Raw genomic sequence first — 17,631 nt, 5'->3', positions numbered from 1 at the left:
GGTAAGCTACCCAATATGCCATTTTTAACTTTTTGTCATAGAGCATCGCATAGTTTCTGCTGTCGCTCGCGTCGGGCATGAAATGCTGTATAAATACTTCATCATTGCCTAGCTTGCTCATTTTGGGAATTTCCAGATAGGCTTGGGTATCGCCGATTCCACCACTAGGCTTACCATTATCAATTTTAATATCAAAACTATATTGATTTCCGGCAGTTAGTTTTTTTAAGTTCTGGTCTTGTGGAATGGTCCATGTATAGCTGTCGCCATTGGAGGCTACAAATTTGATCGCCTTTCCAGTGATATCTTCACCGGGAAGCAACATAAATTCCACACGGGCAGTTTTATTGGCGTTTGCAGTTACTTTTCCCTGGATATCTTTTTTGTCAGTCGAGTTAACAGTCAGTTTTCCAGTTGTTAAGTCAAATTCTCCTTGTGTGCTTATGGCCGGCATCTTTACCGTAATTTGGTTTGCTTCCAAAGCAGCGGTATTGGTAATGGATAGATTAATGCTGATTTTGCTCAATTGTCGTACGAAAGTGAGCGGAATGGTATTGTTGCTTTTATCGATGTTTTTGGCGTTGTTTGCGTACATCAGATCTAAAGCTACTGGATTTGACTGATCACTTAAATCGATTGGATATTGAAAACCTGTTAACGATTTGTACGGATAGTATGCAATGAAGTCTACTTTTTCAGCGGGTAAAAAGATTGAACTACTGCTTTGAAAGAGCGAACCTTTAAAAGTGAACAAGTGATTGTTGACCTGGTCAATAAGAGCGGCTGATGCCAAAGGTTGACCTGATCTGTACATAAATACACCGATTTGGTCATTCTGGTCCCAGGAAGTTCCGGTAGCTTTTGTGTTGATTTGACCGACAATAGTCGGGGTAAATTGTACTGCAGCCTGCTCAATTCGAGATTCAGTTTTCTGACATGAATTAAATGTAAGCAATGCAATCATAAAATAAGCTATTCGCAACATATTCTGTCTTCGAATAGTTATGATCTTGTTAATCATACTGATAGTTAGTGTTTGTTAATAAAGTAAAGGCAAAAATACTTAAGTTAAGTTAAATTAATGTGAACCTTATGTGTTCTTTTGTGTAATTAAATGTTTGGTTTACGTATATATTTGATTTTTAGATATATTTGTTGCGATTTTAATTGTATTTTGATGAATTCTAAGGTGTTTAGATTATTTGCGGTGTTTTTCTTGCTATTTGGTGTGTTGTTAACTAGTTGTAATGACAAAGAAAATACTGTGAATGAGAAAGATAGTCGTGTTGTGTTGGTTTATATTGGGGCAAATAATAACTTGGTGTCCGATGCCTACAATAGCATCAATGCGATGGAAGAGGGCATGGTTGGACTGGATGCAGATATCTATGTATATGCGACTTTGGCTGGTACTACACCAAAAATTTATAAAATTGTTGCTGACCAAAGTCCTGAAATAAGGAGTACGATCATCAAATCTTATGGAGATCAAGATTCAGCAAATCCAGCGGTGATGAAACAAATCCTACAGACCATGAAAGGGTATGTAGGGAATCGTCCATCGGGGTTGGTTCTGTGGTCGCATGCAACAAATTGGTTACCGAATGTTGGTGTCAAGTTAATGTCGTTTAATGAAGATCGGGGAAATAAAACGGAGCTACGGGATTTGCAGTCAATTATTCCTTCTGGGCTTGATTTCCTCCTATTTGACGCCTGTTCGATGGCAAGTGTCGAAGTGTTATATGAACTTCGGGAAAAGGCCAAGTATACAATAGCTTCTCCAGCGGAAGTCTTATCAACAAGTATGCCTTATCATTTGGTCTTAAAGAACTTGGTCGACCCTGATCTTGAGCGTGGACTGAAATCTACTGCGGCAACATATTTTAATTTTTATAATCAGTTGACAGGACTCTATCGATCTGCGACTATTTCTGTGGTCAATAATGCATATTGGCCGGATCTTGCAAATAACGTTCACGCCGCACTGACCAGATTCCCGCTCACAAGGATCTATCGCGATAACTTACAGCGACTGGATTTTGATGAAAAGTCGTTATCGGCCGGTTTTGATTTTCTTGATTTTGTTCATCAGCATTTTTTGTCGTCTGAGGCAACCGCTATTGAGGCTTCAGTGTCGAAATTGGTTATCTATAAGGCGAATACGGCAACTTTTCTAGGTAAACCCATTTTGCGATTTTCCGGGCTGTCCTGTTATGTCCCCAATGATTTAAATAAGTGGGTACATCCCTATTATAATATGCTTCAATGGGCTAAGGATAGTGGTTTTAATTCCTTTGTGAAGGAGTAAGAGCAAGCTATGATTTTCTTCATTTTTCCCTGAAATCAGGTAGTAAAGTGCGTTCTCGTTTTTAATAAATTTGTCAATAGGAAAAAAATAGCACAATGTTTGCTGTTCATGTCAAAACATATATTGATTTGACAAATTATTAATCGTTGCAAGGTTGTAATGGAAGAAGTATTTAAAGTAAAAGGAAAATTGAATAAATTTTATGTGATTATTTGTGCTGTTTTAATGGTATTGACAGCAACGAGCTGTTTTGATTTTGTTGAGCAGATCGATTTAAAATCAGATGGTTCGGGACATATTGCAGCGACATTAAACTTAAGTAAAAGTAAAACCAAAGTGTCTTCTTTAATGAAGATGAAAAGTATAAAGGGAATCCAGATCCCTTCTCAGGCCGATATGGAGAAAGAGATCCGCTCTGCTGTTCAACTACTGAAACAGACTAAAGGAATTTCCAATGTGCAATACAAAACGGATTTTACCAATTATATTGTTAACATTTCATGTGATTTTAGTCAGATTGAATCGTTGAATGCTTTTTCAGATATATTGGCGAATCGATTTAAAACGAAGATATCAAATTCAAACCGATATTATTATAATGCACAGACCAATGTGTTTGAGCGCAAATTTGTATCTTCTGCTGACTGGAAAGCAAAATTTAATCAGTTGGGGAGCGATAATACGACTCAGTTTTCAGATGCATTCTATACACAGATCGTACGTTTTGAAAGACCAGTAGTCTCGCAGGCAAACGGTCAGGCAAAGGTTGCAGGAAATAAAAAGGGCGTATTGTTAAAACTACCTTTTATGGATTTGGTATATGGTAAATCGAGCTTAGCAAATAAAATCACATTAACAAAATAACCTAATAACATTGCTGAAACCGGAGATATTTCTAGCGTATAATAGGTAAAAGGGCAATGGCTCCGGTGCAGCTAAAAAATTATTTATAAGATGAAATCAAAAATTATACTGGTAGGATTAGCCTGTTTGTCTTTTGGGACAAGTGTAAAGGCGCAGGACTTGATCAAACAGATCCCTGAAGACGCAGAAATGATTGCGGCCTTTAACGTAAAAGATATTGTACAGAAGGCTAATGCCAATAAGCTGAACGAGTTGCTTCAGAAAGCAGGTTTTTTTGAGAAATCGGGAATCTCAGCGAGCAATGATATTAAAAATTTGGGAGTAGACTTATCCCAGACGGCCTATTTTTATACCAGAAAGACCGATAGTATCAGTTTTACGGAATTTATATTTTCCTTGAACAACAAGGGGCAATTTGAGAAACTGCTTCATGAGGCTGGAGAACCCAAGGCATTTGCCAATGGTTATACGAGCATAGGTCTCAAAGCCGGCAGTATGTTGGTGTATAACGATCGGGTTGCTCGATTTATTTCGGCGACGACAAATACTACCTTTTTGGATAATGATTCGATCGCTAGTCGTTATGGAATCAAAAAGGTGGATTACGTTGCACGTCCAGCCGACGACGAAGATGCTTGGGCAGATACAACTGTAGCCGCTGTGGATTCGGTTGCCGAGGTCTGGGATGAGGATGAAAAACCGCTTGCTGTTCCGGTGGCCCCGCCAGTTGCTATCGCCGTTGAACCCGATACGATAGTCGCTTCGACGGAAGTATATCCTCCGGTTGTTGATATTGCTGGGGTGGAAGCCGTTGAAATGCATGATCCCAGTTATTATGATTCACTTTATACGGCGTATGAAGATCAAAATCGGAAAAACGATTCTATTCGTAACAGCTTGCGCGATAAATGGTTGCTGAATGAGGCTGCCCGTTTGCTTTCAGGGAGTTATAAGCCTTTGTCAGTTGCAGACCAGGAGAAAGTTCTAAAAAATCTGGGACTTATTCGATTGTATGTTCCTCATGTAGAGGATCTATATCGTGGTCTATTGCCTTATACTACCTCTCTTCCTTATTATTACATGGGGATCAAACTGGATAAGTTCAAGACCGGTTATCAAGATGGTCTGTTGGATTTAGTGCAAGAGGGAAATGTGTTGAAGTTAAAAGGGTCTGTAGGCTTAGATAAAAGTTTGGCAGAGATGTCCAAAAGAATGTATGCGAGAAAACCCAATGCGAAGTTCAGTAAATATTTAACGGATAAAACCTTAGGTTTTTTTAATGTGAATATTAATTCGGAGGCTTATCTGAGAGAAATGCCTGCCTATATGGCAAAATATTATAGCGGTTTGTTAGGGCCTCAACAGGATGTCGTAGAATGGGGACTGATGGCTCTCGAAATAGCACTAGATGAAAAGGCCATTGCCCAGGTGATGCCAGGAGACCATTTGGTTGTCGTGAACGGTCTTCGGAAGTTCAAAAAAGACTATATCGATTACACCTACGACGATGATTACAATGCAACCGAAGTGAAAAAGACGAAGGAAGAAACACTTCCAGTATTTATTTGGATGTTCACATCAAAGGATCAACGTCTGATAAAAAAAGGCTTGGACATGGCTGTTTCAAAGCAAGTTGGGCAGGTCTACGACGGCATTTATGCGTTTTCAAAACAGAAAGCCAAGGATTTTCCAATGTATGTGCTCCTGAAAGAAGATTTGGTAATGGTCAGTAATGACTCATTGTCCCTAAATGATATCCGTCAGAATAAGATGAATGCTCCCGCAAATAAAGACTTTGTAAAACTGATGAAGCAAAACAAGATGTCTGCAGCTATTGACCTACAAAAGTTACCGACAATGTTAAAGGAAATGGGGGTTACGCCAGGTAAACAATGGGAAGCAACGCTGGAGCAACTCAATCAATATGGCAGTACCGCAATTACTTCCAAAGGTGTTGCTGGCAACCGTGCTGAGGTTGAAATGTCGACAAGATTGCCGCAGACCAGTGATGGTGCGATCAGTTATTTACTCGATCAAATTTTGGTGGAATTAAATAAAAAGTAACTAAAGGAGGCTGTAAAACAATTTTATTACACTATTGTTTGGGTGTCTTTTGTAATATTATGGTTATATTTTTATAATGTTAAAATAATATTAAGCTCGTTTGGCTTGTTTATGGTACTTTTGACGTTTAATAAATTAAGTAAATAGACTAAAAAACGATTTTATACATTACGGTATGGGGATATTCTCAAAACTGTTTGGAAACAAAACTCAGGAATCAAAAGTAAAGGTTGTCGGTAAATTGGCCTTCTTGGAGGTGGATATGCATAACCATATCCTTCCTGGAATAGATGATGGAAGTCAATCAATTGAACAGTCATTAGTATTGTTGAAAGGGCTTGGCCGAATGGGCTTCGAGAAATTTATCTGTACACCGCATATTATGGATGGTGTACATCCAAATTCGATTCGTACGATTGAAGCTGCGAAGGACAAATTACTAGCTGGTATCGCTGGGCAGCCTAATATGCCGGAAATTCATGCAGCAGCTGAGCATATGATAGATGACGGAATCGTGAATCTCATCGGATCGAATGAACTCTGTGTTATGCCCGGTGGATATGTACTTATTGAAATGTCCTATTTACAAGAATCCAAAGCGTTATTTCAAACGATATTGGATATACAAAATCTTGGCTACCAACCCATTTTGGCACATCCGGAACGTTATAATTATTATCATTATAACTTTAATATGTATAAACAGATTAAGGACGCCGGTTGTATGTTGCAGCTGAACTTGTTATCTATCAGTAGATATTATGGTGTTGAAGTAAAATCTGCAGCTTTGACGATGATTAAATCTGGGATGTATGATTTTGTGGGGTCAGACGCACATCATGAACGCCATTTGGCCGCTTTAGAAGATGTGGTGGCTAAATATCCTGTGCGTGATTTACTCAAAACATGTACCATATTGAATCCGACCTTGCAAGACCATTTGGGAACTAGTAAGAATGTAATTGCTACTGGCTAGCATCAAAATATAGTCATTGGAAAAAGAGATACCTTTTTAGGTATCTCTTTTTTTGTGACAATTTTATCGTTCCTAGCAGATACTGCCTGTTTTTAGTCCAGTTAATCTACTTTACAGTAAGGACGTATTTTAAAATTTTACAAGGGATTCTTGGATGTTATTTGCTGTTTGTGGTTGCTTTAACTCATGTAGATTATTTTCGACCGCGTTTGTGTTTTGTCCGTATGGATATTTCGAAAATTTGGCTACTTTTGGTTTTAGCATTTTTCATATGAGAGGAAACAGAATTTTTATTCAAGATTGGATTGCACACCATACTTATCAAAAAACAAATGAAATAGATAGTTATTATTTACGTGTTGCAAATGAAATCAATGATAGTTTATCTACATTATGGTTTGAGGAGCAAGAGACAAATGATCTTATACATACAGATGCTTTAAAGACATTGAGTATCTATCTGACCTGTTACTTAGAAGACGTGATTGCAAAAACAGGAATTTTTGCTGCTTTTAGAACGATCCATACAGAACTGTACAATCAACTTTTACCTTTCTATACGGATAATGACTTAACGGATTATTATGCGGAGGATATCAATAGTGAAGATATTGCCGTATTGACCTGGTTGTTTTTCAGTGAACGTAACCCACATTTGTTTATTGATCCCCGTGGCCGTTTGATTCAGTTGGTTACAGATTTGACTTATTCGATCTTGGAAGAACATTATGAAATTGCTCCCGAAAATGAAAAGTTAAAACTAGAATATGTTTTGGATGAGGGAGCAAACTATTTCGAAGTTCGTAATTTTATAGAGAAACTTGTCGCTACAAATTACCTGACAGCGGGAGAATATAATACCAATCTCAATCATTTGATGCAAGTTGCGGAAATAGGAAGATATCAACACGACCAGAATCAATTGCAACAGATGGTCTATCGTGTTCGAGATAATCATTTCAATAATTATAGACTACATTTGTTTGCATTGAAGGCATCTGAATTTGTTGCTGAGGTGATCGGCAGAGAGCATACGCTGTATAGTATTGTCAAAACATTAGGTAATCGAATTAATAGTTTTTTTGACTATGTAAAAACGGACGAGCTTTATGTACATGTAAAGCATATCGGAACAAAGACTGCATTTAAAATCTTTAAGGACTCTATACAGCAATTTGTTGAACCTACGGAAACCTTATCTTTCTATATGGAAATTGTGCCATGGAACGATGCCTGGAATCTGTCTGGAATTATGACCGTTGTGAATACCGATGAGGTGAATTTTGATTTGCCGGAACAATATGAGATGACTTATCGCATTGAGGCCTTGAATGGCAAGGATAAGAGCTTGAAGAAAACAGAAAAGCAACTGAAAGATATGGGTAAATTATTCCAGTCAGAGCATAAGGCGGCAGTTGCGTTTATGGAAGGAAAGGACGTGAAGGAATTTGCAACAGATTTCTTCAAAAAATATCAACAAAAATATCCGAGCAAAGAGGAGTCTCCTCTTCCGGAATCAAATTTGGATCTTACAAAAGATGCTAAAGTCACGGTATTCTTTAATCCGAAGACAGGATTAGAAGTTTTTGGTGGTATAGAGGAATTTTTTCCATTAAAGAATAACGACTTTGTGGAGAAAGGTAGTCAAAATGACGTGCCTTATGCACGATATTTCTTGAATCTTTTGGTTGAGGATTTCTTTCCGAGCGAGTTGCCTAAGTACTATGCCAATATCTTCAAGACAGAGGTTGACAAACAGTTCTTCTTTCCTGTGAACGATGCGGTACTTGATTTCTTTCTCCGTTTCTATAAACGAGGGACTTACTTCTTGGGACCATTTCCGTTGTTAAAATAACTGATGTAGTCTACTATAGACGTATAGAAATCCATAAAAAAGTTCCATTGCCTACTTGCACTGGAACTTTTTTATGGATTTAAGATAAATATTCTTTGCGGTATAAGATTGGGGGGCTTTGGCCATTATTTTGCTAATCGAATATCTCACGATATTGATGTTAATTTAATATAAATTTATTATAACTAAATCGTTATCACTTGTTGGCCATGGGTTTCTAGGTCGTATATCCTGCGTATTTCATGGGCATATTTTAAAAAATTCTCACTAAACTTGTAGGATCAATTATAAGTGATGAAGCATGCCTATTGAAAATAATAATGCCTTGGATTTTAAAACTTTCTTCTTGCTGTATAAGGACAAAGTGTATAAGTATGCTTATTTACACCTGAAAGAAGAACCAGCTGCCGCAGATTTGGTCCAGGAAGCATTCTCCCGAATTTGGAAAAAATGGGCAGAATTGGACGGCGATAAAAATCCACAATGCTATCTCTATACGATTGCCCGCAATCTTGTATTTGATGAGCTTCGGAAACAAAAGGTCAGATTCCAATTTCAGGCTACAGATATCGATCAAACCAAATTGGTAGACAATTCAAATGAGGAAGCTATTCGGTTTAAAGATTTGGAGCGAGTTTATCGCGAGGCCATTTCAAAACTCCCAAAATCGCGACTTGAAATTTTTCTTTTGAGTAAAGAAGAGTTTTTGGATAATCATGAGATTGCTGAAAGGCTCGGTATCTCTGTGAATACGGTCCGTGACCAACTGGTTAAAGGAAATAAGTTTGTGCGCCAATATATTCTTGATCATTTTGAGATTTCAATAGCCCTATTGATTTTTTTAAATATTTTTTAGAGCCGCATCGTCTTCTGGTCATCTAGGTACGTATATGTATTTAAAGATTGGCATAGATGATGAATTCCAAAATAGCTGCTTTATATAAAAAATTCCTTGCGGGAGAACTTAGTCCCAAGGAAAACACTATATTTCTTGATTTGCTGACTTCTTGTGAGAGGGATGAGCTTCCAGATGTGGAAGAGGTGGTTGCGCTAGACGATCGTGATTGTGAACTGAACAAAACAATTTCTGAAGATATTTTCTTTACAATCACCGGAACCTCGTTGACGCCGCCCGTAATACCTATTTGGAAAAGACGTTGGTCTGTCATTTCCGCTGCCGCTTGCCTACTGTTGATCGGTCTTGCTTACCTATTTCAATTTAAATTTAAGGACCAACATGTGACTAGGGCTTCTGAAATTGTTCATTATTCCAATCCGACAAAATTTGTTAAGCAACTTGTATTGCCCGATGGTACACATGTTTCTCTTCGGCAAGGTGCGCATATTGAATTGTTGTCAGATTTTGATACAGATAGTTTACGTCGGATAAAGCTTTCGGGGGAAGCATTTTTTGAGGTGGCTAAGAATGCTGAACAACCTTTTGTAATTGCCAGTTCTGGGGACTTTGATGTACGTGTATTAGGCACAGCATTTAATTTAAATTGTTCTGAAGGGCGTAGCAGTCTGGTGTTGAATCATGGTAAAGTACGCGTTTCGCGCGGCGGGCAATATTCATTTGTTACCCCTGGCCAAAAAGTCGCCTATGATGCGCGACAAAGACAATTTGATGTGGCCAAAACGGATACGAGCACTGCATCGAACTGGAAGAGTGATCTCTTGTCATTTAATCAAGTTCCACTCACGCAGATAGTAGATGATCTAAATAATCTTTATCCGGATAGTCATCTCGAATTGATAGACTCCTTCCGGACTGAAAGTTATACCGGTTATCTACCGGCTAGCGATTTGGAAAAGTCGCTCAAGATGCTCAATACTGCATTTAATCAAACAATTATCCATAAAAAGTAATTTATGAAAAGAACCAATTACTATTTAAAACTCATGGGAGGAGCTTTGCTATTCCAAACGCTCGCGCTTCAGACCATGGCCTCACAATTTTCTAGCAGTGAAGGAATCGGGAAAATCCTCACGCGAATGGAACAGAAATTCAACGTTAAATTTGGTTATGACGCTTCGATCTCGAACCAAAAGATCAACGAATCCGCTGACCTTGATAAATTGAAAAAGGAGCAAATTGTTCAATTTATACAGACGATTTCGGACGGAAATCTTGAGGTCAAAAAAATTGATGAAAAGCTTTATGTGATCTCGAGAAAAACCGGCGGCGATACAAGGATGAAAAACGAAAAACCGGTTTCTAATACAGCCAAAGAGATCAATGGTCGGGTTGTAGATCAAGAAACGGGGCAGCCTATCGCTGGTGTGACCGTACGTGTTAAAGGGACTGCTGCTGCTGTTTCTACTGATGGAAACGGTCTATTCAAATTGACAAATACTGCGGAAGATGCTATTCTTCAGATTTCCTTCATTGGGTATGAAAGTATTGAAATTTTGGGATCGCAGGCTGGAACAATTAAATTGGTAAAGTCATCACATTCATTGGATGAGGTTGTTGTAACAGCTTTGGGGATAAAAAGAGAGCAAAGAGCCTTAGGGTATGCAACGCAGAGTGTGAAAGGGGAAGATTTGACGCGTGTGAAAGGGGTAGATGTTGGAACGACTTTAACAGGACGGATGTCAGGAGTACGTGTTTTGAACAGCACCGAGTTTAATAGTACACCTCAAATTCAAGTAAGGGGATTAACACCTATTTTAGTGATTGATGGAGTGGCTTATGAAAATTTGACCTTGCGCGATGTGCCGGTAGATAACATCGAGGATATGACCGTGCTAAAAGGTGCAACAGCCACAGCTTTGTATGGTAGTATGGGAGCTGGGGGAGCGATTATGGTTACCACGAAAAAGGGACTTGGAGAGAAGGGAACTGAAATTACGGTCAATAGTAACAATATGTTCTTTTCGGGCTATTTAGCGCTTCCTGAGGTGCAAAGCTCTTATTCATCCGGTGAATTTGGCAAGTTCAATAACAATGATTACGTCTGGGGAGATAAATTGGATATCGGTCGTACGGCTTCGCAGTGGAATCCTTTGACCAAGCAATTGGAAATGCAACCGTTGACTTCTCGGGGGAAAAATAATTTTCAAAATTTTCTTGAACCTGGCTTTATATCGAATAACACGGTAAGTTTCACTAATCAAGGTGAACATGGAAGCATACGGACATCCATTAATCATATTTATAATAAGGGACAGTACCCTAATCAGAAGCTGAATATGACGAATTTGTCGGTTTCTGGACAGACCAAGATCAGTAGCAAGGTCGATTTGGAAACACGACTTGCTTATAACCGGAATGCATCGTCTAATAACTTTGGTGCGGGGTATAATGATCAAGGTTATATTTATAATATTTTAGTATGGACAGGGCCTGAATACGATCTTCAGCAATATAAAGATTATTGGATGATTAAAGACCAGAAACAAAACTGGATGTACAATGGCTGGTATGATAATCCCTATTTGATAGCTTATGAAAAAACCACACCTAGTCTAAGCAATAAATTGAATGCGGCAATCACGCTTAACTATAAGGTTGCAGATTGGGGTAAATTTATGCTAAGGACAGGATACGATTATTTAAGTGAAACTAGAACGCAACAAAACCCGATTGGGATTTACGGTACACGTGGTGGTTTTACGGATTTTGGCGGGTTTGATAGCAAGGGAAAATATATGAAGGCCAAATATGACGGGTTTAGTTCCAATAACGATTTGATTTTTACAGGAAAAAAATCTTTTGGTGATTTTGCTTTGGATGGATTGTTTGGGGCGGCTATTTTCTATCGTCAGAATAATAGTTTAATTTCCAAAACAATGAACGGACTATCTATTCCAGGTTACTATTCTTTACGCAATTCAATTGACCCGGTCAATTCTGTTGAATCTAGGGTACGGGAAATGCGAAATGCTCTTTACGGACGCTTATCTCTATCTTGGAGGAATGCAATTTTTATTGAAGCGACTGGACGTAATGATTGGTCGTCAACTTTATCCAAAGAGCATCGTGCTTATTTCTACCCATCGGTATCAGGAAGTGTTATTATTTCTGATTTATTGCCGAGTAAACCCCAATGGTTGGATATGTTGAAGGTACGTGGTTCATGGGCTGTCACGAAAACAGTACCTGATCCATACGAAATCAATCAGGTGTTTAGGGTAAATAATAATGTGTGGGATGGAGCTCCAACAGCAACCTATGCGATAACAAATTCTGATTATCAGTATGATATCAAGGACTTTTCAATTTCTCCTACGCAACGTGATCTGACTGATGTGGGATTTGATTTTGCCGTATTGAAAAATAGGTTGTACGGAAATTATACCCGTTATTATCGTCTTTTGCACAATCAGGCCATCTATAACAATATATCCTCTTTCACGGGATTTAAATATCGATTGATCAATACGGGCGAAGAGCGTATGACTAAAGGGCACGAGATTACTATTGGTGGTATCCCGATCAAACGCAATCACTTTAAATGGGATATGAGTTTAAATCTATCTCAAAATCTAGAATACTTCCATTCTTTGGACCCTCGTTACTCCAGTGATGCGTTGTATGTTCAAAAAGGATTGCGAACAGATTACATCACATCCAAAGATTGGGAGCGTGCTCCAGATGGACAGTTAGTATTGAATGCTGCTGGAATGCCTATATCGGCCAATTATAAAGCGCAATTGATCGGATACTCGGCTCCGAAATGGTTCTGGGGTTTGACAAATCAGTTTAGTTATAAAGATTTTTCCCTATCATTCAGTTTGGATGGTAGAATTAATGGTATGTCCTATTCGAACATGAATGCACGTTTATGGCAAACGGGCGCTCATCCTGATTCGGATAATAGCTATCGTTATGAAGAAGTTGTGAATGGGAATAAAACTTACGTAGCGCCAGGCGTGAAAGTGGTATCGGGATCAGTTAAATATGATAATTATGGTCGCGTTGCCGAAGATACACGGGTATTTGAGAAGAATGATAAGGTAGTTTCGTATGAATCCTATTGGAAGACTGCCTATTCAGGTAGACAGAATTATTGGGACGAAACTTTTGTAAAATTACGTGAGCTGTCAATCAATTATTCTGTTCCGACTACTGTTGTGCAAAAATTTAAAGCCAAGAAAGCCAGCGTTGGTGTAACAGGGCAGAATCTATTGTTGTGGACGAAAACCTATAGATTTTCGGATCCCGATCGCGGGCAAGAGGATTTAAGTTCTCCGTCAATGCGTTATATTGGTTTTAATTTGAACCTGACTTTTTAATCTTTTGCGCACACTGATATGATCATGTATGTGGAAACAGAGGACTAGGGCGAATCACATTTTGCTTTTGTTGATCATGATTGCTTCAGTGGCCTAAAAAATATATTCTGATGAAAAAGAAATTTAATAATTATACATGGGGAATGGTTGCTGTATTGCTATTTACTACCGCGAGCTGTTCTAAATTTGAAGAAATAAATACTGATCCCGAGATGCCTAAGGCGGTGAATTCATCGATGATTTCTGAACGCATCATTTTAGGATTGGCAAATCCGCCGTCTCAAAAATCGTTTATGCAACCTTATATGTTAACAAAAGAGATTGCATGGACTGAGCTTGCAGAAGGCTATCAGTACAATAACTTTGGGGAAGAGGAGTCTCCATTAACGGGATTGAACGATGCGCAGTATATGGTTGATTTCGCGACAACTGAAGGGCTCTCAAAATCCTATGGAGGTGTGATGCACTTGGCAAGGGCGATGCGGTTTTTTGAAGGTACAATGAAATTGGGGGATATTCCTTATCAGGAGGCATTACGGGGCGAATCCGATAAAATGTATTTTCCAAAATATGACACTCAAAAAGATGTGTTTTTAGGTATTTTGAGCGAATTGGAACAAGCGGATAAATTGTTTCAGGCAGGCGATAAATTCACTGGTGACCCCGTGTATGCAGGCAATACGCAACAGTGGCGGAAGCTTGTTAATACCTTTGCGTTAAATGTGCTTATTCAGTTGAGTAAGAAAACATCTGATACGGATCTGAAGGTCAAGGAACGCTTCAAAAAAATTGTTGATTCGGGAATTATTTTTACGTCCAATGCTGATAATTTTCAATTGACGAGATCGGATAAAAGCGGTCAAACCTATCCTTTCTATAAGGTGAGCAATAGCTTTGTGATCTATCCGATTGTATCTTCTGAAATTATCGATCCTTTAAAAAGCAGAAAAGACAGACGTTTGTTCTATTATGCTGCACCTTCTGCCTTGCGATTAGCCAATGGAAAACAGCAATCAGATTTTGACGCTTATGTGGGGGTTGATGTTTCTTTATCTTTTGGTGACATTGGTGATATCAAGAAAACGACAGATTATTCGAAATTGAACGACCGTTTTACAGAACTAGTTACAGGAGAGCCTACACAGCAATATTCTTATGCACAGTTATGTTTTGTACTGGCTGAGGCAAGTGCTCGCGGTTGGATTGACGCCCCTGCTATCGAATGGTATAAAAAAGGGATTGAGGCATCAATGAAATTTACCGCTGATAATACGCCAAATCAGGATCAGTTCACGCATAAGATGCCGATGGATGCCAGCTACATAAGCACAGCATTAACTGCATATGGACAAGCATTTCCACAAGATAGTGAGAAGCAGATTGCTGAAATCATCGTACAAAAATATTTGGCAAGCTACCTACAGTTGAGTTATACACCTTATTACGATTACCGTCGTACGGGATATCCAACATGGAAGATTAATGCGAGTTCAAGTATGAATTCGGAAGCACCGACAAAGATTCCTGTGCGTTGGAAATATAAGGATAGAGAATACAATTACAATTCGGAAAATGTCAAAGAGGCGGTTCAAAGACAATTTAACGGTATTGATGATCCGAATCAATTGATATGGGTTTTGAAATAGCGTGCTAAATAAAAATAATCGTCCCCGCAAGTGAGATCAATCGTTTGCGGGGATTGTTTGTTAAAAACGTTACATAAAAAAAGACCGCGAATAGATATATTCGTTGTAACCATTGAAATTATAAGAGAGAGAACAAATTTATTTATGGATAGCAGAAGAGATTTTATCAAGAAGGCTTCATTGTTAGCCGGAGTTTTTGGTTTGCAAAGTGCCATGCCAGATGCGATACAACGCGCATTGGCGATTGAACCGATAACTGGAAGTACCTTTTTAGATGCCGAGCATATTGTCTTATTAATGCAAGAGAATCGTTCTTTTGATCATAGTTTTGGAACGCTTCGTGGGGTTCGGGGATTTAATGATCCACGGGCGATTAAATTACCTAATGGCAATCCGGTATGGCTGCAGTCTTCGGCCAGTGGAAAGACCTATTCACCGTTCCGACTGGATATCAAAAACTCAAATGCTGCCTGGACCGGAAATTTACCACATTCCTGGGAAAACCAGATGGCAGCCCGAAATCAGGGAAAACATGATAATTGGATCGAAGCAAAGCGTCCAGGCGGGAAGGTCCTGAAAGAGATTCCTTTGACCATGGGGTATTATACACGTGAGGATATTCCATTTTATTATGCATTGGCTGATGCCTTTACCATCTGCGACCAGCACTTCTGTTCATCTATTACGGGTACAACAACCAATAGACATTTCTTCTGGACTGGAACCTGTGTGCCACATAAAGGGGCGAAGCCATTGGTGCGGAATTCAGATATTTATTTTAATCGTTGGGCACATTGGAAAACTTTTCCTGAGCGACTGGAAGAAGCGGGAATCTCCTGGAAAGTCTATCAAAATGAAGTCAGTATTGAAAGTGGCTTAGACGGTGAGGATCTGTTAGGCAATTTCACGGACAACAATTTGGAATGGTTTGCACAATATCATATTGAATTCAAGAAAAGCCATCTTGATTTTATGCGTAAACGCGTGACAGAATTACCCGCGGAAATTCAGGAACTAGAAAAAGCATTGGCGAATAATAATACTGAGAGTGTACAGAAAACGCAAAATAAACTCAAGCAAAAGCAGGAGCAGCTGAATAGCTACCAAAAACATTTGGCACGTCTTACGGATCGTGCTTTTCAGCAGCTTCCTAAAGAACAGCGTGCTTTACATGAACGCGCTTTTCAAACGAATGAAGGTGATTCTTTCTATCGTGAGACAAGCGTGGTGACGCATGAGGGTGAAAAGATTACAGTTCCTAAGGGAGATGTTTTACACCAATTTAGACATGATGTGAAATCTGGGAAGTTGCCTGCTGTGTCGTGGCTTGTGGCGCCACAAAGCTTCTCAGATCATCCGAGTGCACCCATGTATGGAGCTTGGTATGTATCGGAACTTTTGAATATTCTGACAGAAAATCCTGAAATCTGGAAGAAGACTATTTTTATTCTGAACTATGATGAGAATGATGGTTATTTTGATCATATCCCTCCTTTTGTAGCGCCTAACCCAGCAGATAGCCATTCAGGAAAGACTTCGCCGGAATTGGATTATAGCGGTGAATATGTGAGTTTAGCACAGGAGCTTGCCGACGGCGAAGAAAAAGATAATGCAACGGAAGGCCCAGTGGGGCTTGGTTACCGTGTACCTCTGATTGTTGCATCACCTTGGTCAAAAGGCGGTTGGGTCAACTCGGAGATTTGCGATATCACGTCGACGATTCAGTTTATGGAGCATTTCTTTGAGAAAAAGTTGGGCAAACAAGTGAAAGAGGAGAATATCAGCTCGTGGCGCCGGGCCATTACTGGTGATTTGACATCGGTATTTCGGAAAGCTGAGGGAGCGAATGTTGTTGATTTACCATTCCTTGATCGGAATCAGCAGATTTATGCGATTGATCAAGCGAAATCGAAACCGCTACCTAATAATTTTCATGTTTGGTCGAAAGAGGATGCCGCAGGATTGCGGTCTAAAGGTCATTCCACTTTACTGGCAAGACAGGAGAAAGGTCAGAAAAACTCCAGCGCGTTGGCTTACGAGCTTTATGTCAAAGACTCTTTTGCTAAGGAACACAATCAGATTCATCTGACACTAGAAGTTGGCAATAAGGTATTTGGTAGTAAATCGCTCAGTAGTCCTTTTAATGTCTATAGTGGACCGAGTTATAAGGAAGGCGTGAAATTTTGGCCGTTTGCAGTTATCGCAGGTCAGGAACTAAGTTTTGACTGGAACTTGGCGGACTTTAAAGATCACCATTACGATTTGACTGTGTACGGGCCTAATGGTTTTATGCGTGGATTTCAAGGACGGGAGGAACCCTTATCTGTTCGAGCGACCTATGAAATCGGGAAGAAAGGTTTGTTGACGGGTAATCTTATTTTGGAGGTTCGTAATCACGGGGAAAAATCAATGCGTGTACATGTAGAAGATAATGCTTACAGCACCTGGAAAAAATCTATTGTACTTGCGGCAGGGAAATCTACGAAGTGGGTTGTGGAATCTCATAAAACCCATGGTTGGTATGATGTGACGCTGCACGTGGAGGGAACCAAATTTGTACGCCAGTTTGCGGGGCGTGTGGAAACGGGTAATCATTCGAAAACTGACCCTCAGTTGGGATAATAAGCTAACGATTCATTGATAAATGGTATCTGTTGGCGGTACTTCTTTAACTATG

Annotated in this window: 11 protein-coding genes; 10 read left to right on the top strand and 1 reads right to left on the bottom strand. The window is 39.2% G+C overall.

The window, feature by feature from the left end:
* On the bottom strand, window positions 1-1,021 hold a 1,021-nt coding region (locus ACHWSC_RS12195), incomplete at its 3' end, for a fimbrillin family protein (RefSeq protein WP_394676944.1).
* Between the two features lie 156 nt (window positions 1,022-1,177).
* Here ACHWSC_RS12195 and ACHWSC_RS12190 point away from each other — a divergent pair.
* From ACHWSC_RS12190 to ACHWSC_RS12145, 10 genes are all read left to right on the top strand, one after another.
* The gene (locus ACHWSC_RS12190; RefSeq protein WP_394676943.1) at window positions 1,178-2,308 is read left to right on the top strand and encodes a clostripain-related cysteine peptidase; all 1,131 of its coding nucleotides are present in this window, start codon (window positions 1,178-1,180) and stop codon (window positions 2,306-2,308) included.
* Between the two features lie 159 nt (window positions 2,309-2,467).
* Window positions 2,468-3,172: a hypothetical protein gene (locus ACHWSC_RS12185; RefSeq protein WP_394676942.1), complete on the top strand. Its 705-nt coding sequence runs from the start codon at window positions 2,468-2,470 to the stop codon at window positions 3,170-3,172.
* A gap of 90 nt (window positions 3,173-3,262) precedes the next feature.
* Window positions 3,263-5,236: a DUF4836 family protein gene (locus tag ACHWSC_RS12180; RefSeq protein ID WP_394676941.1), complete on the top strand. Its 1,974-nt coding sequence runs from the start codon at window positions 3,263-3,265 to the stop codon at window positions 5,234-5,236.
* 175 nt (window positions 5,237-5,411) lie between these two features.
* Window positions 5,412-6,212, top strand: a complete 801-nt coding sequence (locus tag ACHWSC_RS12175) for a tyrosine-protein phosphatase (protein WP_394676940.1) — start codon at window positions 5,412-5,414, stop codon at window positions 6,210-6,212.
* A 271-nt stretch (window positions 6,213-6,483) separates the two neighbouring features.
* A complete protein-coding gene (locus ACHWSC_RS12170; RefSeq protein WP_394676939.1) occupies window positions 6,484-8,067 on the top strand; it encodes a DUF3843 family protein in 1,584 nt (527 codons plus the stop codon).
* A 301-nt stretch (window positions 8,068-8,368) separates the two neighbouring features.
* On the top strand, window positions 8,369-8,923 hold the full coding sequence (locus ACHWSC_RS12165) for an RNA polymerase sigma factor (protein ID WP_394676938.1): 555 nt from the start codon (window positions 8,369-8,371) through the stop codon (window positions 8,921-8,923).
* Window positions 8,924-8,979: 56 nt separating this feature from the next.
* Complete coding sequence (locus ACHWSC_RS12160) at window positions 8,980-9,936, top strand: FecR family protein (RefSeq protein WP_394676937.1); 957 nt, start codon at window positions 8,980-8,982, stop codon at window positions 9,934-9,936.
* 3 nt (window positions 9,937-9,939) lie between these two features.
* Window positions 9,940-13,308: a SusC/RagA family TonB-linked outer membrane protein gene (locus tag ACHWSC_RS12155; RefSeq protein ID WP_394676936.1), complete on the top strand. Its 3,369-nt coding sequence runs from the start codon at window positions 9,940-9,942 to the stop codon at window positions 13,306-13,308.
* A 110-nt stretch (window positions 13,309-13,418) separates the two neighbouring features.
* On the top strand, window positions 13,419-14,954 hold the full coding sequence (locus tag ACHWSC_RS12150) for a SusD/RagB family nutrient-binding outer membrane lipoprotein (RefSeq protein ID WP_394676935.1): 1,536 nt from the start codon (window positions 13,419-13,421) through the stop codon (window positions 14,952-14,954).
* 144 nt (window positions 14,955-15,098) lie between these two features.
* Window positions 15,099-17,576: a phosphocholine-specific phospholipase C gene (locus ACHWSC_RS12145; RefSeq protein WP_394676934.1), complete on the top strand. Its 2,478-nt coding sequence runs from the start codon at window positions 15,099-15,101 to the stop codon at window positions 17,574-17,576.
* Window positions 17,577-17,631 lie beyond the last annotated feature (55 nt).

Source organism: uncultured Sphingobacterium sp. (assembly GCF_964277905.1).
Taxonomy (GTDB): Bacteria; Bacteroidota; Bacteroidia; order Sphingobacteriales; family Sphingobacteriaceae; genus Sphingobacterium; species Sphingobacterium siyangense.
This window is presented reverse-complemented; position numbering and strand designations above follow the sequence as displayed.